Origin of the sequence: Vibrio profundi (assembly GCF_005281835.1) — a bacterium.
Classification (GTDB): Bacteria; Pseudomonadota; Gammaproteobacteria; order Enterobacterales; family Vibrionaceae; genus Vibrio; species Vibrio profundi.
In genome coordinates, this window is sequence record NZ_RZIS01000002.1 from 77,728 (window position 1) to 99,723 (window position 21,996).

Genomic DNA, 21,996 nt, shown 5'->3' on the forward strand with positions numbered 1-21,996 from the left:
CGTTGCCGCACTCAGCTCTAGCTGAGCCCACTTCCTTCTAGCCAACGACCAATTTAAGCGCTCGAGTCTAGGCAATCGGACAAAATGGCTTCTATACGCTTAATGACTGGATGCTGATAGCACGCTCGGTGATATTGAATGCCGACATCAAAAATCACTTTCTCATTTTCAAAAGCAACGGGGATTTTCTTCACACCAGACGGCAACGCATCTTCCGCCATATTAAAGCAGACAAAGATATATTGGCTCACTTCGACACACTCGAGCGCTGAAAAGACCGATGCCACGGTAAGCTTTTGGTCCAACGTAACCCCAGTGCGCTTACGTAACCTTTCATAATATGAACTAGAATCCAATGTCCCCATCGACACTCGCACCGTGTCGTAACGCTCTAGCTGAACCAGCTCAACCTCATCGAATTCTGCGAGTGGATGGGAATCCGCCACATAAACATACAATTCTAGCGAGCCGACTCTTTTTTCAACAATACGCTCATTCAGATCATTAGGGTAACCAGCTATCCCAACCGAAAGCGTACCTGCTTTTGGAAACTCTACTGCTTCGAGCGACCAATCCATCATCGAAATCTTAGGTGTATGGCCTTGATGAGTGAGACCTTTCAGTAACGGCACCGTCAGTAAGGTGCTCAAGGGATTGGCAGAATGGAACACGTATTCAATGTTCGAATCGGTACCTTCAAATGACTGAGAGATTTGCTGCACTTGCTCTAATTGCTCAAGCGGCTCTTTAACCACCGACATCAACTGAGTGGTGAACAATGTAGGTGCGTAACTTCCCTTGGTGGCAATAAACAATTCATTGGCAAACAAATCTCGGCAATCTGCAAGGTGGCGATTAAACGTCGCCCGGCTGATGTCCAATATATGGCACACCTTAGCCTGAGACTTTTGTTCGTATAGCAGATCCAAAAATCGGTACAAATTTAAATCAATCGTATTTTTCAAATACTGCTCCTATGCTCGCGCTTTTCTGATGTACGTATTCAGTATGAAAGGAAGCCTAAATACCGACAACTTGTATTCTGTGAATCTGGTAGTAAGTCCGAACTTTTACCTTATGGTTCCAACCCTAATGTTAGCGTTCGGCAATGTTTTTGCTATTCAAACAAAAACCCGCAGGCAAATTCGCTCACGGGTTTCATTCATTACAATTAGCGTTTCGTTACTTAATGCTATTCAGTCGGCCAACTCGAACTGCCATCGATTGGCAACGTAGAGTAATTCAATGAATCACAATGCTTGGCTTCAGGAATCGCAATGTAAGTCGCGGCCATCGAACTGTATCCATACGATGCAATTTGCGTCATAGCTTGGGTATCTAACTCAATCCCCCACATGTTGAGGTAACTGATCATATTGCGTTCTAACACTTGAGAAATCGCTATCGACGCCCATTCATCTTTAGCAATCGATTTAGCTTGGTCTCTGGTGTAATTCGAGTATCCCAGCTTTTGTTTTGCCGCTTGCCATGCCTCATCTGACTTAATCGCTAAATTGAATTCACGTTCGTAAACATGCAAACGCCCTATTACGTGCCAACCATCATCCAGTATTCCCGCTTTTTGAGCCGCCGCAGCAAGCTGAATATAAAGCCGCGCACCGCCTTTCCAGTTAGCCACATCGTAGTTCTCCTTCATGTACTGAACCGGATCCGCCTGAGTTTGGCTGGCTTGAATTAATGCATAGCTGTCGCTGAAATTGATTTTCTGACAAGCAGAGCTTAGCCCCGTCTCTTTGAAATACTGCGACTTACTGTAGTAGGAATAAAAGTTAGTGCTGGCGTGCGGATCCCACCCTTCAAATCTGAAACGTGAACGCTCCAGGGTATGACCGATTTCGTGCATGTCACCGTGACCTAACGGATCAAATGCCCAATTCGCATCATAAGGGTTACCGGAACAGCCCGCACCACATGTCGCCATATCAGCATTAAAGTGGTGGTTGCGATCCCAAGTCGCTAGGGTCCAGCCTCGCTGTGCGGCGTAACTTTCTACTTGCGGTAAGTTTGGAATGGAAGGCCCTTGGTAACCAGCTAACGCGTAAACGTGACCAAAAGTATACGTTTGTGCCGCTTCAGCCACATCTTGAGGGTTTTCCCATCCCTCACGAGCCAAGGTTTTCACCATTTTCTCGTGAGTCGAGTGCAACTCAAAATGTGGAGAAATTAACTCCGCCCAATCAAAATCATGCTGTGCGAGCGCTGCTAAGAATCCACTATTATCAGCGCTACTGCGCCAAACAGGGTGTAAACCAACTCCAGAAAAATCGAGCTCAACCGCTTGATCATTCTCATCAAAGATGACTTGTACAGGGCCACCATAAGGGTGAGTTAAAGAAAGGGTTTCTCCAGATTGAAGATCATAAGTGCGAGATTTCAAATACTTTGGTCGTTTATAGCCATTCGGGTCAAACTCTTGAGTCGAGCCAGAGCGCTGAGTATTGATTTGGATTTTAGTACCAACCGCATTATTGTCTTTTCTCGTGACCGTTAGTGTTTCTCCTGGTAGCGCATAAACCCCTGCCGCTCGAAACGCTATTTTTGAGACCAAATTCACCGTCGTCTCAGTTGGGGTAATATGGCTGAAATCACTGCGGCTAAAATTCCCCATATCAGCTTGTACTGGGTTAACTGGGCGCTGGTGATACTGAGAATGGTCCGCATAATAGGAGCGGAAGAACTGCTCCGTTGGAGTGGTCACCTTATCCATCGGGAAAGCAATGCTCTGACGCAGCTTATCTCCAAGCAGTACCAATAGCTTCAAGTACTCTTCGTTTTCAGAATCAAACAAAGGTGTTTTACCCGCTTCATCACGCGCTTTTAACGTCTGGTAAATGGTCGTAGCGGCGTCAGTGAACTCTGTCTTAATTCGAGATTCATCGGGGCATTTCGCATCTGCACATTGTGATAAATCAACATTAAAGCTGTTCGATTTGATCCGTTCTAGTAACTTAACTTGCTCGGTAACATCTGCAGGTGCAGCATCATAAAGGCTGGTAGGGTTCCAATCAACGATTTGCGCCTTACGCCAATAATTGTCGCCAACATAAGACAGCCCAAGTAGCGCGATCAACTCATTGCTTAATGGGTCCATGCCACCGTCGCGGTGCATGTAAAGCACGGGGATGCCTTGCTCGATTGCAGACTTAACGCTTACCACAATCGAATCAATTTCATTTTGTTCGTATTCTGCCATCCAATTGGATATCACGAGCAAATCGGTATCAGCGGTAGTACAAGCCGATAACGCACTGCCGTTACACGTTTGTGGCACGTTCACTTGTACCTGCTGCGGAAAAAACTCCTCAAACCAAGCTCGCGTAGCAGATTGATGCCTGAAGTAATAGGAGTCATCCAACTGCGCCATTACGACATTAAGCGGCTTATCACTAAAGTCCTCTCGATTCGCTAACAATGTGACGCTGTTTTTTAAGAACTGATGCATTGCATCATTTATCAGTTCACTGCCCTTCGCATAGGTCGCCATAGGGTTGGCAGCCAATGCCATAAACGAAGTGACTTGACTACCAGCTTGACCGACGATCCCAAGTACATGCGGTTCTATATTCTTATTTGGGTTAGACACCGCATTGGCAACCAACACAGTATCGCTGCGGCCAAAATTAGGAGCGAAGATCGCCGCGTCATGGCTAACCTTCCAAGTTAATGCACCAATGCCATTGGTACCGTTCGCATCTAGGCCAAACAGCTTCTGTTTAATGACATTATTGTTGTCTATGTATGAGCGAATGTAGCCAATCGCTGCATCGATCACTTCTTGTTCCGTTTCTACCGTCGATACATCACCGGTTTCAAGCGCCTTCTTTAATCCTTCAGATAAGGGAACGTCATACACATCTGGGTTAGTTCCTTGCTCAATTTCTTTATTGTCACTCACCCCATCGCCATCTCGATCCGCTCCTAAATCGGGTATCGATCTCGCATCAAGAGGATCGGTGCCATGTTCAGCTTCAATCGTATCCGAATAGCCATCACCGTCATCGTCAGTGTCGCGATTATTACCTATACCGTCGCCATCGGTGTCTTGCCACTCGTTTTTGTCGTTAGGAAAAGCATCAAGGTTATTACGATAACCATCGCCGTCATTGTCTCTAAACGTCGGGTGGGTATTGGGAATATTCGCCTCACCTCGCTCGTTATCTAACGGGAAAGGGTCACTTACATCTAATACGCCATCTCCGTCATCATCGCTGTCTTGATTGTCGCCAATATTGTCGCCATCAAAATCGCGCCATTCAGTTGGATCGTTTGGAAAAGCATCGTCGGAATCGAGAAAGCCATCGTTATCGGAATCGTTTCCATTCACCACTATAACTTGGTTGTTGTCATCTAAGCTCAAGTAGGCGTTATCAGGCAAAGATTCAAGGTCAGACTGGAAGGCTTTGACTTGCTGAAGAACATCATTAAATACAGGTTCAGGTTGGTTCTCTTGCGCCATCAAAACCTGAGTTTTCACTATCGATTTGGCGAGCTTACGAGCTTGCTTATTGCGCTGCCTACGGTCTGCATCATCGGTCGACGCGAAGAAGTCCCCCATTAAGATCTCTTGCTGCAGATTGAGCTCAGTTGAAATTAAACTTTGAGCTTCTTCTAACGACACTTGGTCGTCTCGCATTTTTCTATGCACTAGAGAAGTAAACGGCGAAATAACCCGTTCCCCCGCAGGACTAGAGAATTCGGTGTCTTCTGTCACAAAGCCACCACTGCTCCCTAAATCTTGGTCTTTGGTTACGCCAGCAATAGCGTGGGCATAAGCGGGGTATCGGCTAGGGTTAGCCACACCAGATACGTCTATAGTCACTACACCATTGGTTCCGGAGATCCCATATGGCTCGTTGTCTTCATCAAACACACCGTTTTCATTCAAATCCAAAAAGACGAATGCATCGTTTAGGTAACCGTCGATCACGGTAAATTCGATACTGGATTGCGTAGCCGAGGTCGCGGTCTGACCATCAGATTCAGACTGGCACCCTAGTAGCAACCCAGAAACCGCAAGTGCTATTGGGGTCTGAACTATCCTTTTCATACATTACTTCCTTGTAATATCACGACTAGAATACATTTATAGCATGATATACCATTTCTTCAATGGGTAAGTTTGTGATGCCCTGCCGATAACGAAATGATCTACTTAAAATCAGTGGGCTCTGAGTTAATACACAGAGCTACGTAGTAAAAAGCCCCCTTCACTCGTAGAGTAAAGAGGGCGATAACAATCAAGATCAGTTAAGTTCGGGCACTCAAACCTGTTTTCTAACCTTAGTCATCATTAAACCGATAGCGGTAAGAAGCTGAATAACAAAACAGCCAATGAATACGCTCTGAATGCTGACTAAGTCCACCAAATAACCTGACGCGGCCAATCCAAAGGGCATGAGCAACTTAAATAGCGAGCCAGTAATGCCTGTCACACGTCCTAAATACTGCTCATCAAACGCCTCTTGGCGGTAACTCCAAATGCAAATGCTACTGTATAGCCCAATTGCACTTACCCATAAAAAGGACAAAGTCAGCGCCCACGAACCATCAAAAACAACAGGCAAAATAAAGCCCACCGACTCCAAGGCAATAGATAAGATAAGCAGAGATCCCAGCCCCATTCGCTGGCGAATTCTATCGGCAGTGAACGAGCCTAGTAGCCCACCAATACCCGAAGCGGCAATTAAATAGCCGACTTCCATGTGGGTAAGTGCTAACTCAGATTTTGCAAAGTAAATGGCTTGAATCCAAAAAATTGCCCCAGTGGTGTTAATCACCATCACTGCCAAAGTAATGTGCCACATGTTTTTATTGGCGTAGAGGATCGTCCAACCTTCAGCCAGCGCCTTGAATACAGGTTGAGATGGCACGTAGCTGCTCGGTTTTAGCTCCAACTTGTTTAGCTGCCAAAATGCGAGCAAATATAAAACCGCCACCAACAAGAACACATTGTGAATCGCAGACATCAGTAGCAAGCCACCGGATAGCACAGGACCAACCGTTTCTAAAAAGCTATACAACGAACTCATACGGGCAGTAGCGGTGTTCTGCTGCGCTTGTGGCAACACGTTTTTCATCATGCCCATTCGCGCGTTGTGATAACCGTAATTAAACGCCATCATCAAAAACGCGCACGGAAATAAGGCAATTAAAGGATTGGGCAACCAGCGAACAGCCAAGTAAGACATCACCAACATCAGCATTTGCCCGAGCAACATACACTGCGACCAGCGCTTTTTATTAAATTTATCGACCCAAACTCCGATGAACACCGCGAGCAATAAGTTCGGCAAAAACTCGACAGCACGCATCCACCCCATCATCTGCGACGACTGAGTCAATTCATACACCAATAATGGCAACGCTAAGTCATAAATTTTCGCGCCAAACGCTACGAAAAACGCACTTGAAAATAACACCATAAAACTTGGAACTTGCCAGATGGAAGGTTGTTTATGTCCCTGTTCTACCGTTTCCATTTTTCTTTCCTTTTAAAAATCAGCGAGGGGTTCTATTATCGAAATTAAAAGATGAATAAAAATAGAAATATAAATTAAGGATTTCACCTTTATGCATTATTGGAAGGCATTGGCATTTCTTCGCACGCGGCTTGAAGTCAATCAGATCACCGATTTATCGTTGGATGAATTCACCGAAGCGCTAGGCTGCACTCGTCGCAACGCACAATTGATCGTAAAAAAGCTGGTCAATGAAAAGTGGATAGAATGGCAATCGGGCATAGGACGAGGAAACCTTCCTAGAATCACTCTGCTTAAATGTCTCAATGAAACACTCCAGCATAGAGCGGATGCTTTGCTGGCTGACAACAAAGTTGAACAGGCTTTAGAACTGGTTGATGAACATAAGCGCGACTTGTTCCTGCGCGGTTACATCGACCGCTACCAAGCTTCACCAGACAAACTCGACATCTTGCAAATCCCCTTTTATCGCGGCACTCACTGTCTGGATCCCATTTACGTGTCACGCCGCACCGAAAGCCATATCACCAGCTACCTATTCAGCAATTTATTGAGGTTTGATGCCAAGCAACAAACCTTTGTTGGTGACTTAGCGATTCACTGGTATAGAGAAGAGAACACTTGGCATTTCATCCTAAGGAAAGGGCTAGTTTTTCATGATGGTTCCACCATTTTCGCTCAAGATATAAAGAATCACTTTCTACGCCTAATCAACGCCAATCATCAAAATAGTCAGCAATTTCACTGCATTTCGAACATCATTGTTATTTCTCCATTACATATAGCGTTCGAAACCAATGCTTATTCCGGATACTTAGAGGGACTAGTCAGTAGCAGCGCCGCCGGAATCACCAAAGTGCACGAAGAGCGCGTGATCGGCAGTGGTAGTTTTGAGCTAACAGAACAAACTCAATGGCTGACAAGACTCACCGCTTTTAGACACTATCACGGGTTACGCCCATGGGTAGATGGCGTAGAAATGTGGAACATTGGCGACCAAGCCAAAGACTTCGAATTACACTGCGACATCATCAACGCTCACCAGCACTACCAATCAACGGATACACTTGAGTTTCAAGAAAGTGAACAATGGGAGCGAGGATGCGAGTACGCCTTAATTAACCCAAAAGGTAATACATGGCTTTCCGAACCTAGCAACTGCCAGCAACTCAGTGAGCTGCTGCTTTTACTCTGTATTCCCCAATCATTAATTGTCGGCGATATTAAACCAGCGAAAGGCATGCTATCCACTCCGAGCTTAAACACCTTGGAAACTAACGCTCAATCGAAAGCCAACCTAATTACGAGTGATTGCCCATCAAATTTAGCCAAGAACATGAGTAAGCCGAAACAGGCTCTAAAAATTCTTACGTACCAGCTATATCACCACATTGAAGTGGCTGAATACTACTGCAAACAACTGAACCAGCTTGGGTTCTCATGCGAATTTGAAGTACTAGAATTTCCCAAGTTCTGCTTATCAGAGAACTTAGAACAGGCAGATATCATCATCTCTGGGGAAGTATTTTCAGACAATCTAGATAGGAGCTGGATGGGGTGGCTACTCGGGACTTCAGCTCTGACAACCTGCCTAACCGATGACAAGCAAACTTGGCTACATCAACAAATTGAACATGTGTGGACACTCAGCAATCACCAACAAAGACAAACCGCTTTTCTTGAGATCGAACAGCAATTAATTAACGCAGGGATCTACCGACCCATTTTTCATGTTAAGCAGCAGCTTAATCAAGCAGAAACCGTCAACCCTATGGAGTTGCTCGCCAACGGCTGGATCGATTTTAATCAAGTGACCATGCGTAGGTAAGACAAACACTTTTAGCGTTATAAAACTACTAAGTTCTAAACACACAAAGCCCCATTCGCAGCGACAGAGAGAAGAAGAGGTGGGGGATCTTAGACACCCAACCAAAGCATTCACAACAAAAATAAATCAAACAATAAAAATAACTCACAAAAACAAATGCCACTCATTTTATAGAAGCATGAGTTATGGTACTTTCACGCTTTTCCTAGGCTTGCTATCAAAAACCTAACTCAGGCTTAATAGACCTTTTTTATTAATCCATTCTGCCGTTGATTAGCTTGCCGAGAAGTAACTAAAATTATTTTAATACGAGTTTCAAATGAGAAAATTATTCGGTTGTACCTTAGGGCTATTATTATCTTTTGGCGCCTCAGCTGAGGTCCATGCTCCAAAAGGATACTCTTGGTCTGGCCCGTATACAGTAAAGAGCGTGACACGAAATATTGATGGTATTCATCGCGTTGCGATTGAATTCAATGAAGATTTAGACACCACCTGCAATCTAAACAATACAATGGGCTGGGCAACAAATACTGGGAATAATTACACTCTTGTCGACTCAATGCTGTCTTTAGCTCTAGCTGCACAAGCCCAGAACAAGAAAGTCAATATAATGCTAGGAGGAAGCTGCCATTCAACATTCGGACTAAATCTATGGGGGATTACTATCCTGAGTGATTAGTACAAACTCTAAGATAGGCCTTTCTAGCAAAGTTCATTTAGGAAGGCCCGATTTTCAAAACTGTACCAAAGATTTTTTCATTATCAGTTGTTGCTACACCTTCTATTACCTGAATTTAAATACATATAACTAAAAAAAGCCTCGATCGTAGGCTTTACGTTACATTCCCCCGTTCCCCCAATAACTTTCTCTAATAATGCCATTTTCATCCATTACCAGCACCGCTAAAGAGCAGTTAAAGTGCTCATGGTCAAAGAAATGCAAAATACCGATATCCCAAAGTTTGCCGCGCAACTCGGCACCGACTTTACAGTTGTTTTCCGGCAGGCAATAGTCCAGTTTAAAACACTCAATCAGTTCAAGATGCTCGAACCCTCGCGAGTGCAGGTATTCCTGAACTTCCTTCGATTACTTGAAGGCTCCATTATAGGAATCAATGACCTGGCACAGGGCAATTTGACTGTCGGCATTGGCGGCTAAGGGAAGTAATAAACACGGACCTGCGTCGAAGCTGCGACAGCAGATCGAGCAGGTAAGGTAGCGACCAAGAGCAAAGCAGCAGTTTATGATGGAGATATTAGATACAGTGAACCACAAAAATGCCCGCATGATATGGGCTTCAGCTTAGGTATCTAGGCTTATTTCATCCCAGTCATCAGTATATAACATCCACTCTAAAGCCCTACGCCTTTCGATAATTACATGGCGACCTACGCCACCGTGTAAATCTTGATTAACTATCGCCCAATGAAGGCAATAGGCCAAATCACAAGCTGATAGGATTTGAGCGATAGAACGAGCTGCGGATTGCGCTTTGTATTCAGAAGAACTTTTATCGTTTTTAATATCTGGGAAACGCTTAATCAAAGTATTGTCGCAGATAGAATCAAAAGGCATAGATTTAACAAAACCCAATGCCCAAGCAAAAGCATTTAATCCCTCTACCTGTGATTGAAAGAATGAAATATCTCCTTCATCATTATTAAGAAAGCTCCTTTCTGAATCACTCAGATAATCTATAACACCTTCCCGCGCCATCCATTGGATGGCTGAAGGCTTATCAAAACCATAAGAACAAGCAACAACAGCAAAAAGGGCTAAACTACGCCCTACAATTTCTTCTTGTGGTCGCAACTTAATGTCATCATCAAACAGTGGCAAAGCTGTGTTTATCTCATAACCCAGCTTTTCTGCACTGATCAATGATTTTTTACGTATATTTTGTAGATCCATAATATCATTCAATTAGAAATGGTCAGCAAAACCGCCAGTACCATCTTTATGTAATACATTTTGAAGGCTCTTATCTCGGTGTACTTCTTTACGCAATAATTGCATCGATCCCGGATTACCTTTTGGGTGATGCCATTCAGTACCTGGAGGATTTTTCAGCCCACTTTTACCAGACTTCATGTGCTGGAGAATATCCTTATCAAGAAGGTTGTTCATTCCTTTAGCAAAGCTAGAATCGTTTTCTAACGCATTAGCGAGCGCTTTATTAGCAGAATTACGGTGAGCACTTCGTGTGGTTCCGCTGATTGGAGCGTCGGTTAAGACTTCGTGGAAGCCTCCCCTCTTTGTAACTCGTGTCCCTTTCTTGCCAATTGCAGACATAACCATTGCAGTTTTCATTGCTGCGGAAACCTGTATCGCATTAGCGTTTAAACTATTTGCGGCAGATTCGATATCAGCAGCACTTGCACCATGGTAAGCCAGTCCAGCTAGCCCATATACCGTAGCCGTATCATCGAAATGAGACCTTAATATATCAGTATAGTCAACAGCTATTTTCCGATAGGTCGGTATATTATTTCTATATCCTATGAAAGAAAAACCAGGGCTCTCCACCGACGGACCATGATCACTACCAAAGTCTGGAGCTACTGGAGGCCTTACTCCGATAACCGTTACTGTATAGTCAGCAGAGTTTGCATTTGAATTGCCACCACTTATGCCAGGATCATGGCCATTATCTGACCTTCTATCACGAGGGTCATGAAGACCTCCGTTTGGATCTCGATAGCGCCCATTAGGGTCATTTTCAATGAGTCGAAACCCGGTAGGATCGGCATATTTTAAAGGGTTATTCCACACATAGGTATACCGGCTAAAGCTGTCCGTTATATAAGGAGCTTGTACTATAGGGTCCGGGCTAATAAATCGACTCAGTTCTTGATCATAAACCCGGCCATTCATATGTACTAAACCAACTTCAGTGATTTGTTCATGACCTGTGTAGCCGCGATTGGTAATGGCATTTTGCACCACGTCCAGTGGCCCTTTATCCGCCCAGGAAACCTTACGCTGTTTACCCCAAGTATCGTAACTACGACGTTCAACCACTAAACCATAACCATCCGTGATCATGTCAACTGAGTTCAGCGCATCGTAGTGAAGATAGCGAACTTGTTTGTCCTGCAACTCATCTTGTGAATCTTTAGTTTGAGTATTCAGCGCGATCAACTTTCCATCAGCATAGATAAAGTGCTTATGTTGAACGATACCAGTATTAGTGTCCTTAACTCGCTCATAGCGTTTACCGAAATAAAAGGTTTCAATACCATCGCTGTTTTTCTTCAAATAACGGTTGTGGTTAGCGTCATAGAAAAATTCGACCGCTTTACCGTTACGGGTAATCTTGTTCGGCTTATTGAACTCCGTCCATTCCAGCTCTCGCTCATTGGTCGACTTGCCATCAGCCCATGCACGTAACATGTTACCGTTTTCGTCATACTGGTAATTCAGCCCATTGGATTTTGTCACAGCATGTGGCCCTGCCTGCTGGCCACTGTAATGGTAGTCCCCAATATCAGACTTATGAATTATATTGCCTAAGCTGTCATAACGGTAATTAAACGGCCCAGCTAAGTCTGGGTTATCCACACCATGCTGGGCTTTATTCACTAAACTGATGGTATTGTTGGTAACGCGGTCTAAACCGTCGTACGTCCACGTATCGCTAATCCCAAGTTGCTCATCGTATCGATAAGTCACGTTATTGTGATTATCATAGCGATACTGAACAAAGCGGATATTGCGCCCTTGGCTAGTGCTCGCTGGGAGCCGCAGGTCAAAGAGCACATTCGCTTTATGGGTAGTAATATAATTCGGTCTACCTGTATTGACATCATGGCTATAGGTGTTCACTAGGCCATTACCTAGCGTTTCTGACAATGTATGGTCATAGGCATCCGTTTCACGGCGCTGCCAATAATAAGTGTAAGCCGGGTTATCCAGCGACGCTTCCATCTCAGACTGGGTCAAAATCAGGTTAAGATGATCGGCTTGGCTAGTTTGCTGGGTGTTCTCGCAGTCACTGCGTAAGGATACATCTAACTGGCGCCCCCCTAACTGGTTGGCGTATTCACAATACAGTCCGCTCAGCTCTGCGACTTTCTCAGACAAACTGATCAGTTGCCCCGCTAAGTCCGAATAGAACTTGTAGCGAGTGTTCGCGATCGTGGCCGCATCTGACAAATCGCCAGCCGTAAATAGTAACTCTTCCCGTGTCCCACTATCGGCCTGTGCAACATAGATATCATCATTACTCATCAAGTCTTTTTGGCCATTACTGTCGTAATCTGCCAATAAAAAATCATGCGACTCTATCAGCTCCTGAGAGTCAAACTCAGAAATTGGTACAGTGTATACACTAGCATCAAAGTGACGAATACCTGGCTGAGAGCTAGCCAAACTCGTTGTTAGACGATAGATCGCCCCTTTTAAAGTAACTTTGATCGGGATCGACACTGCGCTAGGCAGTATCATCCAAGTCGACGGGCGTAAGTAACATTCACCTTGCGCATTACACCACTGCTGATAGCGATAGCCGTCTCCTAACATTGCTTGTGAAGACGCATCCAGAGTGTGAATGTTTACAGTTTTTCTGCTGTATTCCTCAGCAGTCGTAGTGAAGAAACTTTCCTGAGTAGCATAACGTTCTGCTTTAGTGAGATAGATGCTTGCCTGAGTGATTGCTTCGTTCAGAAGCTGTCTAATGTCGTCGCGGAAACGGGCACTGGTGAATACTTCATCTGCGTAGCTTTTCGGGCTACGAACCCCCGCTAGATAACCATGCGGGTTATATACATATTCGACAGCCAAGCGCTCGCCGCCGTTGCTGTTACTAAGTAACTTAGCCGCACCAGCTAACGTCGTATCCATACCATTTGGCCTGAGTTCTCTGGAAACCCTTTCAAACTGATCATAGAAATAGTGGGTGCTGAACTTTTCCTCTCCGACCTTAACCACCATTTCTTCGGTTAAGCCTGCGCCGTTGTAATAATAATCAGTTTCACTACCATTACCTGAAAAACCAGATAGTGTGCCTAATGCACCCCGCTCATCGTAACGCCAAGTGGAGACCTTACTTCCTTCTGTTTGCTTCACCTTACGGCCAAGCTTATCGTATTCAATCGTTGTGACCGTACCTTTAGCATCACGCTTGTAAGTCAATTCTCCAGCCGCGTTGTAGGTATAGCGCCATTCGCCCATATCCGGATCATCAAGCGAACTACGGTGCCCTAAGTTGTCATAACGAATTTGTGTGGTATTGCCAGAAGAATCGGTGCTTGAACGCAACTTACCATCTGGATAGTACTGGTATATTTGGTAAGCATTATCTGGTTCATTTTTACGTAGAATATGTCCCATAAGGTTAACTAAGGTACTGTGTTCAAACCCTCGGGCATCAGTGACCGATGTTAAATACCCCTGATATCGAGTGGTAAAAGTAGCCTTACCACCGTTATTCGCAGGTTCCTGTTTAGTTAACTCACGGTTTAACTCGTCATAAGTAAACGTGACCATTGGGGCTAGTGCTTTTTTCGAAAGGAACTGTGGCCTGGTGACACTCACTTTACGACCATTGCGGTCCCAACGAGTGTCGACAACTACTAACTGACCACTGAAGCCAGTGTGCAGTTTACGGATTTCTCGTCCGGCATAATCAAAGTGTGTGACCATTTTTCCACCAGAAGCCGGCGACGTCATCACACAACTGACTGTTTGCACTACAGCGTTTTCACACTCGCTACCTAAACCATATTTGGTGTGATTGACATTACCTGTTCCAGGCCAAGTTTCTGTTGCGATTCGTCCAAAACTGTCATAGTTATAATGAGTAGTACGCCCTTTTAGCTGGCTCACAGCCTCTTGCAATTGGCCCTGAGCATCAAATCGGGTCAATGTCCGGTGGCCAAGCGGATTAATCGTCGCTGTGGAAAATAAACCCTGTGCGTCATACTCCGTCCTGGTGGTTCGCTTAGTTAAGTCAGAACCTTCAATACTGTAGCTGATGACGTTACCCCACTCATCATAGCTATAACGAGCCACAGTAAACTTCCCATCGAATGCTATATCGCTGCTTGTTTCGTAATCAGAGCTAGTCGTTCTATCTGAGAGCAAAAATCCACGGCTGTCGTAATCATATTGATTAGCGATGGTTCGCTTGAGAGTGGTAGTATGATCAACCAAGGTAGAGGTTGAGCTAGAAACGGCAGCCACTTTCCAGTAGTGACTTCCAACTGGCTGATCCAGCTCTGAGTTCTCCGCGGATGTAACAAGCTCTTGATTCGCCTGTGCAAACAAATACTGGTACTTGGTTTCGCTAGTAAACAGGCCAGCACCTTCGACCTCACTAGATAGCTCGGACTTTTCACTGACTAAGTTGCCAAAGCGATCGATTGAGCGCGTAATAACTTCTTGTCGTTCAACCGCATCGCCGTTCAGCCCATACTTTTTCTTCACTATTTTATTCGCGTATAATTGATAATACGCTGCGCTAGGCTCTTGATTAGGCAAGTTGTTCTGGGCTGCAGCAGATACTTTTTTCACATAACTATATGTTGTATCTGATACCAAACGATCATTCTTATACACTGACACCTGTGTTGGTTCACCAGCTTGAATCACATCCAGTTGCTCGAACGTGGTTTCAGTACGAGTGACCACTTCTGCGCTTTCAGTTTCAATAACTTTTTCAAACCCAAGGAACCCCCCTCCCAAGTAGTGAGATTTCGCTCCTTCATAATGATAGGAATAGGTTGTCTCGTCGTAACCCTTAGGCTGTTTGATTACACTAGAAACAAGGTAAAGTGTGGGTGTTGAATTGACGTAAGGAAAATTGTAATAGCGCTTCTGTGTGTGAACACTAGTGTCCGCTGCTACTTTGTAATTAACTCGATACTCAACCGCAAACTCTTTAAACTTTGAAATCTTATCCGCCGGATATGCGCTTGAAGTCAACAAATAGAGCTTATTATTATGTCTGCGCACGATGTCAACAACACCATCCGAGTTGTGATCAACTAATTTCTCAACATTAGAAATATTTGAGCCTACAGTTTTCTTAAAATCAATCGTGCCAGAGTTGTTTTTGTAAAAGCGGCCATTTACATAAATTTCAGGATAACCATCGGAGTTAATATCTATGGCCTTCATGCTTTTGAATTCACTATTCACCCGACCAGAAGTATAATGATGAATAAAGCTAAGCCCGTTAAATAAGTAAACTCGAACCTGGCGCTGATGACCACCAGCTCCAACCAAATCCATATAACCATCACCATTTATATCGGCTAGGAAATAATGTGTAGGTTGCCACCTACTACCGTCACTACGAAATAGATAAGTTCTATACGAACGGCTTGATAGATAAAAAAGCAAATCTGAACGATACTTTACGTAGTAATCATCTTTACCATCACCATCAATATCAACGACACCTGACACAGGGAAAGATTTACCTTTAGGGGAAGAAAAGAGAGTATCTTTTCCATCACCATTTAAATCACCAGCTACTCGTTCAGAGAAATCAGTTGCTAGTACACCGTTATTATTTGGAGAATATGTTTTGAGCTGCTTGTCGTTTTTAAGGTAGTAATTATATTTTGAACGCTCACGATTTTGGGAACCATACTCTCCACACCATTCTCCTTTACTATAATAATGCTTCCGAGCAACCAAACTCGGAGAGTCCAAACTCCCAGCTAGGGCATAAACAGCGGTATTTCTAACAGTCTCACCTTTAAGCCCTCTAGCGATACCAGTTGGATTCTTTGGGGTAGGTCGAGCACAAATGGGGCTTGGCGAATTTTGAGTTAGTCCGTAAGCTTCTAGGTGTCCGTCTCGGTTAGTGTCGAAAAAACTGACATCCTGAAAAGCCAGAGCCGAAGACTTCCTAGACTCTAACTGACTACTATTCCATGAAAAATTAACTTCAGTGCTACACTTTCCATTAACGCAGTAATCGACGGTATTTAAAAGACTTCTAAATGAAAGGTCAGAGTAGCTATATGTAAGGTTATAACGACCAATAGGGTCATGATTAGCATCATAAGCCGTCAATGACTTTAGGCGGACCTTCCGTTTTAATAAGCTACCGAATAAATACTGAGAAACGCTGTCATTTCTTTCTTCATATTCAAAACCTACTTTACCGCCAACATAGCTAATATTATCAACTAGATGAGTTCCCTCACTGTTATTTTCTAGGTAACTGTACTCAACATGATTGTTTTGGCTAGTGTCGGTAATTTTATTGAGTGACCACTTGTAAGCATGTTCTTGGCCTGGCAGTTCTACTCGTGAATCCTCAGTTACGCCATACTCATATACAGACCCATCTTTATACCAAATTTTAAAATGTTGAGGCCCATTGCCTGAACGGCCAAATGACACTATTTTTGCATAGCCATTTTTTTCAGAACGATACTCAGTTAAGTGTTCTCCATCACGTCCAGAGACCGCTATCAAGCGCTGACCATCTAAGCAATAGCGATCATCTTCATTAAAGCGAACGCCCCCCCATCGACCATCTTTATTTAGGTTTTTTCCACAACGAGAAATCGAAGACAATCCACCTAAATCCCAGCCCATGCCAAGCGTGCTGTTTCCGGAATTACTGCGATATTCCAAGCTTAGATTAGGCTGTAAGCCTGCTCTACCTGCAGGAACAGCCAAGGGTAACGAATATACCGCCTGGCCACCCGATGCAGAAAAGTTACCCGATAATTCGATCACTTTGCCAACTTCCGAGGTGAAAGAAGAAGCCGAATGGGAGAATACGGTTATCAAGATTGAAACGACGTAGACGTAATAGGTATGAATAAGACGATTTGATTTCATTTAAGCCACTGTGGGTATATTTATAATTTGGATAACGATTACTTTGACGATTTAGATAGTTACTGATTCAACGATTTCAGCTTTTTCAGTCTTTGTTGAAGGTGTTCTAGCTCTACTGGAGCGTCAAATTGTTGTTGGATGTTACTTTGAGAGAAGTCGGCAAGATCTCCACGAATTAAAGGGACTTGAGCCTTCTGTGCTTCAATTAAGCCATGGGCAAGCAATTGCTGAAGTTGGATTGCGGGAGAAGGAAAACTGGCCTCTTCACTTAGTATCACTTTGGACACGCTATTGCGGCTATTACCCTCTATTCGAGCTGCATTACTAATGGGAGAGAGATATAGAGTATTTGAAAATGCTACATATATAGCCACAATGACAAATATAAGTAGTGATAGCGATAAGATGTAGCAGTTTTTGAACATATCTAATTTTAGCCTTCACACAAAGCAGAATTCTATGTAACCATTCATAAGGAAGGTAGAAAATTCGAGATACTTATAAGAGATCCAGAATATTATTTAAATTTTATATAACTTCAAATAATGAATACAACAAATTGATACATGTCACAGTGAGCGTGGTTTTATATAAATTAAGACTATCTTGCCACGAGGCTCATACACTCGAACAAAACAGTTCCACAAAAAAAGCCGCTGACTTAACGTCGCGGCTTTCCTTTCAAGCAAATCATCGTAACTGAGTTTAGCTATCGCTTATCGCCAGCTAAATACGCGCACTTCATTCCCTTCTTGTGGAATTTTGGGAATATTCAGAGACAGCAGCAAAGAGACGGCAGCCATAGCCGCGCCAATATAAAATACTGTGGCTGGAGAACTTAACCAAATCACACCAAACGTCACGGGTATCACAACTGCTGCTATGTGGTTAATAGTAAAAGACACCCCAGCCGTTGAGGCCATATCTGCCGGATCGGCAATTTTTTGAAAATAAGTTTTTATCGCTAGCGCCAATGCAAAGAACAAGTGATCGATAATATAGAGCGCTGCGGCCCATTCCGCGCTTTGAACTAGCCCATAGCCGACAAACACACCAATCAAACCTATGTACTCAAACATTAGCGCTTTGCGCTCACCAACCACTCCAATGAACTTACCAATTCGCTTGGCAAACAAGAAGTTAAACAAGTAATTAACGAGGAACAATAACGTAATATCGGCCGCCGAGTACCCAAATTTTTCGACCATTAAGAAGCCCGCAAACACGGTAAATATTTGTCTTCTAGCCCCACTCATAAAGGTCAGTGCGTAGTACAGCCAATAGCGTTTACGCACCACAAGATGCTTATTTTGTGGGGTTTCTGTTTTGAATTCAGGAAAGGTAAACGCCATGACTAAAACCAGTATAAAACCGATGCCACCAGCAATACTGTATACCCAAACAAAATCAAGCTTGAACTGTTCTAACATCACCCATAATGCGCCGTAAGTAATTAACGATGCCAGCGCCCCTACTGAAATGAGTTTACCCAGCATTTCTGGCGCTTCTTCTTTGCTTAACCATTGCAAAGACAGCGACTGCTTCAACGTTTCAAAATAGTGAAAGCCGACTGACATCAAAACCGTGGTCAGCAATAACCCAGTTAGCGAAGGGAAAAAGCCGGTAATCGCAGTGCCTAAAGTAAGCATGGCAAGCGAGAGCAACATGAAGCGTTGCTCTCGGATAAACAACAGAACAAACACGGCAGTAAATGCGAGAAAACCAGGTATCTCACGTACACTTTGCAGCAGACCGATGTCAGCGCCATCAAAGTTTGCCTTTTCAATCACAAAATTGTTCAGTAGCGCCATCCAGCTTGAAAAAGCGATGGGCACAATAATCGAGATCAGTAATAAGAAGTTTTGCGGGGTTTTCCAGCTCGCGGAGGGTGCAGTCATGATCGGTATGTCCTTTGCCTTAATTGACCATCATACTCCTGTTTCATAACAATTAACAACTGATTAACCTTGCACTCATTATTAAAATAAGGTTATATCAATCATAAGGTTAGCTTAAAAATGAGCAAACCATTCATCTATCTGGGAGTAAAAATATGGAAATAATTATTCGTCCAACCAAAGTCTCCGATACACAAAGCTTGTGCGAGATTTACACACAACCTCAAGCCGTGCGTGAGACCTTACAACTCCCAAATTCTCCTGAAACCATGTGGCAAGATCGCCTAACTAACATGCCTGCGGGCGTGTACAGCTACGTCGCTGAAGTCGACGGAAAGGTTGTCGGGAATATAGGTTTTCAACATGCACAGCGGCCGCGTATTCAACACACTGCTACGTTAGGGTTAGGGGTACACGATAAATACCACGGACTAGGAATTGGAAACAAGCTGATAGAAACCGTGATTGAATTAGCCGACAAATGGCTGAATATTCGAAGAATTCAACTTGAAGTGAATACCGATAACGAAGTCGCGATTGCGCTATACAAAAAATTTGGGTTTGAGATAGAAGGTGAAGCCAAAGACGCTTCATTCCGTGATGGTCAATATTCCAACACTTACTACATGGCTCGCCTTAATCCAAACCAGTCATAGACAGAAAAAGTGAAAAGAAAGCTGAACCGATCAGCTTTCTTCTTTACCAAGAGTTACTCCAATTCAGCCACAACAGAGCGAGTCAACTGCTCGGTATAATCGTTAATTTTCCAATGTTCTGGGCTCCAGCCTTTTACAAAGCGATGAAAGTCAGCCCAAGCGACATAGAACATTGGACGCCACGCCTGCTCAATTTCAGTAAACGATAAATTAGGCTGGTAACGCGCGATCGCTTTTTCGAGGTGAGTAAAATACCTATCCAGTATCCATGCTTCCATCTCCAAACAATCTTCAGGCAACACGGCACTGCTCATAAATAACGCCACATCTTTCATCGCGCAGCCACGTCCAACATATTGAAAATCGACTGCTGCCGCTTGCTTTCCATCTAAGGAAAAACAGAAGTTAGCTAACTTAGCATCCCCATGAACTAAGGTTTGAAAAGGTGTCGCGTTCAACATTTGATTAATTGTTGTGGCTTTAGCTTGCAGCGTTTTATCAGACATCGCCGCAAGTTCGTCAGGGCGAGTTTCTAAATGCCAATAGGTGCCAGATTCCCACAAACGCTCACCATGACTTCCAATATGCTTAGCATGAAAGTTCGCTAACCAACTTAAGCAACTATCGAGATGCAGGCGATCTGCACTTTCCACTACTTGCGAATACCCCGCTTGAGCTAAATCTTCCATCACGATGAGCCACTCACCCGACGATTGCTCACACAAGATTCCCTGTGGCGTTCTGCATTGCTCGTCAATGATTTGCGTGTAGTCGTGATACCAAGCAGTCTCGACCTGATACGAGTGCACCTTGCGTTGATGCGAAAGCTTAGTATTCCAGCCTTTAGGGTGCTGAGAGCGTTCCGGTAAACACACATGCTTAACAATCAAACTCGTTTGATTACTAAAATGAAGCCGAACCAGCTCACCGTATTTTCCCCAAAGTGGCTGAATCACTTCGGCTGTATGTGGCTCAGTTCTTCCTAAGCGAGCAGCGATATCCAAATAGATAGGTTTCACTCATTCACCCTTATCAGCCAATAAATGCGACCACTGTGTCGAGCGGTTCAAGAAATGCACGACATAACTGCAAACAGGAACGATTGTGAAGCCTTCTTTCTCGATAATAGGGAGAACAGCTTCCATCATTACTTTGCCATAACCTTTACCTTGTACCTGGTCTGGCACACGAGTCGAAGTGATGTGTAATACCTTATCTTGGCGCTTATATTTGACGATCGCGTAGTGTTCGCCTTCTAAATGGACCGAAAATTGGTCTAATTCTTTGTTCCAGTTCACTAAATTCATGACTTTGCGCTCTATTTTGCCCTGATTGAATAACAAAGGTTTGCAGTATGGGCAGCGTGCCCATAAAATCTATTCAGATGCATATCTGTCTTGCATCACCGACATTCAACAATACATAAACCGCATTAGTGGCGTTCAACGCCATCATGGAGACATGCCGCAATGAACCTACCGATGAAGAAGCTCGTCAAAAATAATACAGCTCTTCAAGAATCCCGCAACCAAACTGTCTCGACACTTAACAGTACCGATGCATTGGCTATGGTGGAGCATGGTAGTGAACTCACGTTAAACGTCACCACGCCAGTAGGTACTAAATTTTTAGCCACAACACGCTTTATTGGTAGCCATAGTAATAACTGTATTTTAGTTGAAGTCCCACAAGTGTCTGTTGATGATCTTGCCTATTTTTTCCAAGAAGGCTTCATCATGACGGTGCGTGCCTTATCTCATCGCGGTGAAGGCGCACTAATTCACTTTCGAAGCCAGATTCAACATAAACTCTCAGAACCTTTTCCGTTGTTGGTCATCAGCATTCCAAGCACTATGCAGGTCACCCAATTACGCAAAGAAATCCGCTACGAAGTAAACCTAGGCGGAAAAGTGTTAGTAAACAGTCGAAGAACAGAATGTGAAGTCAGAGATATCTCAAAGAGCGGCTGTCGTTTTGTCACTTCCCCTACCACTCGCCCGATTCAAGTCGGCGATCAAATCACCATTGAAATTGTGCCAGAAAGCCAACGAACCCCGTTAATTGCACCACTACACGGTATTGTGTGTAACCTACAAAAATCGACTCATTACGCTCGATACGGTGTAGAGTTTGATCAGCTTGGTAAAGCCAGCGCTAAGAGCTTACTCGGCAAATTAAAATTTGATGGTACGAAGCTGAGATTTCGTCATTAATCTTCATGGCTTTCCATTAGGCTATTGATCTCAATATCGTTTAAATACCAATCGCTACTGACTTTTTTATTTTTAAACTTTAGAAGAGATCA

General features: G+C 43.9%; 14 protein-coding genes. 5 read left to right on the forward strand and 9 right to left on the reverse strand.

What is annotated here, in order from left to right:
- Nucleotides 1-53: 53 nt before the first annotated feature.
- The 3 genes from ELZ11_RS05250 to ELZ11_RS05260 form a co-directional block, all read right to left on the reverse strand.
- On the reverse strand, nt 54-965 hold the full coding sequence (locus ELZ11_RS05250) for a LysR family transcriptional regulator (protein ID WP_137356334.1): 912 nt from the start codon (nt 963-965) through the stop codon (nt 54-56).
- 227 nt (nt 966-1,192) lie between these two features.
- Nucleotides 1,193-5,068: an ImpA family metalloprotease gene (locus ELZ11_RS05255; RefSeq protein ID WP_137356335.1), complete on the reverse strand. Its 3,876-nt coding sequence runs from the start codon at nt 5,066-5,068 to the stop codon at nt 1,193-1,195.
- Between the two features lie 214 nt (nt 5,069-5,282).
- A complete protein-coding gene (locus ELZ11_RS05260; protein ID WP_137356336.1) occupies nt 5,283-6,500 on the reverse strand; it encodes an MFS transporter in 1,218 nt (405 codons plus the stop codon).
- Between the two features lie 91 nt (nt 6,501-6,591).
- Here ELZ11_RS05260 and ELZ11_RS05265 point away from each other — a divergent pair, with 91 nt between their 5' ends.
- The 3 genes from ELZ11_RS05265 (at nt 6,592) to ELZ11_RS05275 (ending at nt 9,490) form a co-directional block, all read left to right on the forward strand.
- Nucleotides 6,592-8,328, forward strand: coding sequence for an SgrR family transcriptional regulator (locus tag ELZ11_RS05265; RefSeq protein WP_137356337.1), 1,737 nt, complete (start codon nt 6,592-6,594; stop codon nt 8,326-8,328).
- Between the two features lie 319 nt (nt 8,329-8,647).
- Complete coding sequence (locus ELZ11_RS05270; RefSeq protein ID WP_137356338.1) at nt 8,648-9,010, forward strand: hypothetical protein; 363 nt, start codon at nt 8,648-8,650, stop codon at nt 9,008-9,010.
- 258 nt (nt 9,011-9,268) lie between these two features.
- Nucleotides 9,269-9,490: a hypothetical protein gene (locus ELZ11_RS05275; protein WP_137356339.1), complete on the forward strand. Its 222-nt coding sequence runs from the start codon at nt 9,269-9,271 to the stop codon at nt 9,488-9,490.
- A gap of 144 nt (nt 9,491-9,634) precedes the next feature.
- Here the strand turns inward: ELZ11_RS05275 and ELZ11_RS05280 are convergent, their stop codons facing one another.
- From ELZ11_RS05280 to ELZ11_RS05295, 4 genes are all read right to left on the reverse strand, one after another.
- Nucleotides 9,635-10,243 carry a DUF4272 domain-containing protein gene (locus ELZ11_RS05280; RefSeq protein ID WP_137356340.1) on the reverse strand — a complete coding sequence of 203 codons (609 nt, stop codon included), beginning with the start codon at nt 10,241-10,243 and terminating at the stop codon, nt 9,635-9,637.
- A gap of 12 nt (nt 10,244-10,255) precedes the next feature.
- The gene (locus tag ELZ11_RS05285) at nt 10,256-17,137 is read right to left on the reverse strand and encodes an RHS repeat-associated core domain-containing protein (RefSeq protein WP_137356341.1); all 6,882 of its coding nucleotides are present in this window, start codon (nt 17,135-17,137) and stop codon (nt 10,256-10,258) included.
- A gap of 59 nt (nt 17,138-17,196) precedes the next feature.
- The gene (locus ELZ11_RS05290) at nt 17,197-17,424 is read right to left on the reverse strand and encodes a hypothetical protein (RefSeq protein WP_137356342.1); all 228 of its coding nucleotides are present in this window, start codon (nt 17,422-17,424) and stop codon (nt 17,197-17,199) included.
- A 429-nt stretch (nt 17,425-17,853) separates the two neighbouring features.
- Nucleotides 17,854-19,035 carry an MFS transporter gene (locus ELZ11_RS05295; RefSeq protein WP_137356343.1) on the reverse strand — a complete coding sequence of 394 codons (1,182 nt, stop codon included), beginning with the start codon at nt 19,033-19,035 and terminating at the stop codon, nt 17,854-17,856.
- A 155-nt stretch (nt 19,036-19,190) separates the two neighbouring features.
- Between ELZ11_RS05295 and ELZ11_RS05300 the strand changes: the two genes are divergently transcribed.
- On the forward strand, nt 19,191-19,691 hold the full coding sequence (locus ELZ11_RS05300; protein WP_137356344.1) for a GNAT family N-acetyltransferase: 501 nt from the start codon (nt 19,191-19,193) through the stop codon (nt 19,689-19,691).
- Nucleotides 19,692-19,744: 53 nt separating this feature from the next.
- Here the strand turns inward: ELZ11_RS05300 and ELZ11_RS05305 are convergent, their stop codons facing one another.
- Both ELZ11_RS05305 and ELZ11_RS05310 read right to left on the reverse strand, forming a co-directional pair.
- Nucleotides 19,745-20,710, reverse strand: coding sequence for a phosphotransferase (locus ELZ11_RS05305; RefSeq protein ID WP_137356345.1), 966 nt, complete (start codon nt 20,708-20,710; stop codon nt 19,745-19,747).
- Nucleotides 20,711-20,998, reverse strand: a complete 288-nt coding sequence (locus ELZ11_RS05310) for a GNAT family N-acetyltransferase (RefSeq protein WP_137356346.1) — start codon at nt 20,996-20,998, stop codon at nt 20,711-20,713.
- Between the two features lie 162 nt (nt 20,999-21,160).
- Here ELZ11_RS05310 and ELZ11_RS05315 point away from each other — a divergent pair, with 162 nt between their 5' ends.
- On the forward strand, nt 21,161-21,904 hold the full coding sequence (locus tag ELZ11_RS05315) for a flagellar brake protein (RefSeq protein ID WP_137356347.1): 744 nt from the start codon (nt 21,161-21,163) through the stop codon (nt 21,902-21,904).
- Nucleotides 21,905-21,996: the final 92 nt, after the last annotated feature.

What these genes read in the sequence shown, in the direction of transcription:
- ELZ11_RS05260 (WP_137356336.1), bottom strand. Translation starts at nt 6,500, where the DNA reads ATGGAAACGGTAGAACAGGGACATAAACAACCTTCCATCTGGCAAGTT.
- ELZ11_RS05255 (WP_137356335.1), bottom strand. Translation starts at nt 5,068, where the DNA reads ATGAAAAGGATAGTTCAGACCCCAATAGCACTTGCGGTTTCTGGGTTG.
- ELZ11_RS05275 (WP_137356339.1), top strand. Translation starts at nt 9,269, where the DNA reads ATGCAAAATACCGATATCCCAAAGTTTGCCGCGCAACTCGGCACCGAC.
- ELZ11_RS05295 (WP_137356343.1), bottom strand. Translation starts at nt 19,035, where the DNA reads ATGACTGCACCCTCCGCGAGCTGGAAAACCCCGCAAAACTTCTTATTA.
- ELZ11_RS05315 (WP_137356347.1), top strand. Translation starts at nt 21,161, where the DNA reads ATGAACCTACCGATGAAGAAGCTCGTCAAAAATAATACAGCTCTTCAA.
- ELZ11_RS05300 (WP_137356344.1), top strand. Translation starts at nt 19,191, where the DNA reads ATGGAAATAATTATTCGTCCAACCAAAGTCTCCGATACACAAAGCTTG.
- ELZ11_RS05280 (WP_137356340.1), bottom strand. Translation starts at nt 10,243, where the DNA reads ATGGATCTACAAAATATACGTAAAAAATCATTGATCAGTGCAGAAAAG.
- ELZ11_RS05285 (WP_137356341.1), bottom strand. Translation starts at nt 17,137, where the DNA reads ATGAAATCAAATCGTCTTATTCATACCTATTACGTCTACGTCGTTTCA.
- ELZ11_RS05265 (WP_137356337.1), top strand. Translation starts at nt 6,592, where the DNA reads ATGCATTATTGGAAGGCATTGGCATTTCTTCGCACGCGGCTTGAAGTC.
- ELZ11_RS05270 (WP_137356338.1), top strand. Translation starts at nt 8,648, where the DNA reads ATGAGAAAATTATTCGGTTGTACCTTAGGGCTATTATTATCTTTTGGC.
- ELZ11_RS05310 (WP_137356346.1), bottom strand. Translation starts at nt 20,998, where the DNA reads ATGAATTTAGTGAACTGGAACAAAGAATTAGACCAATTTTCGGTCCAT.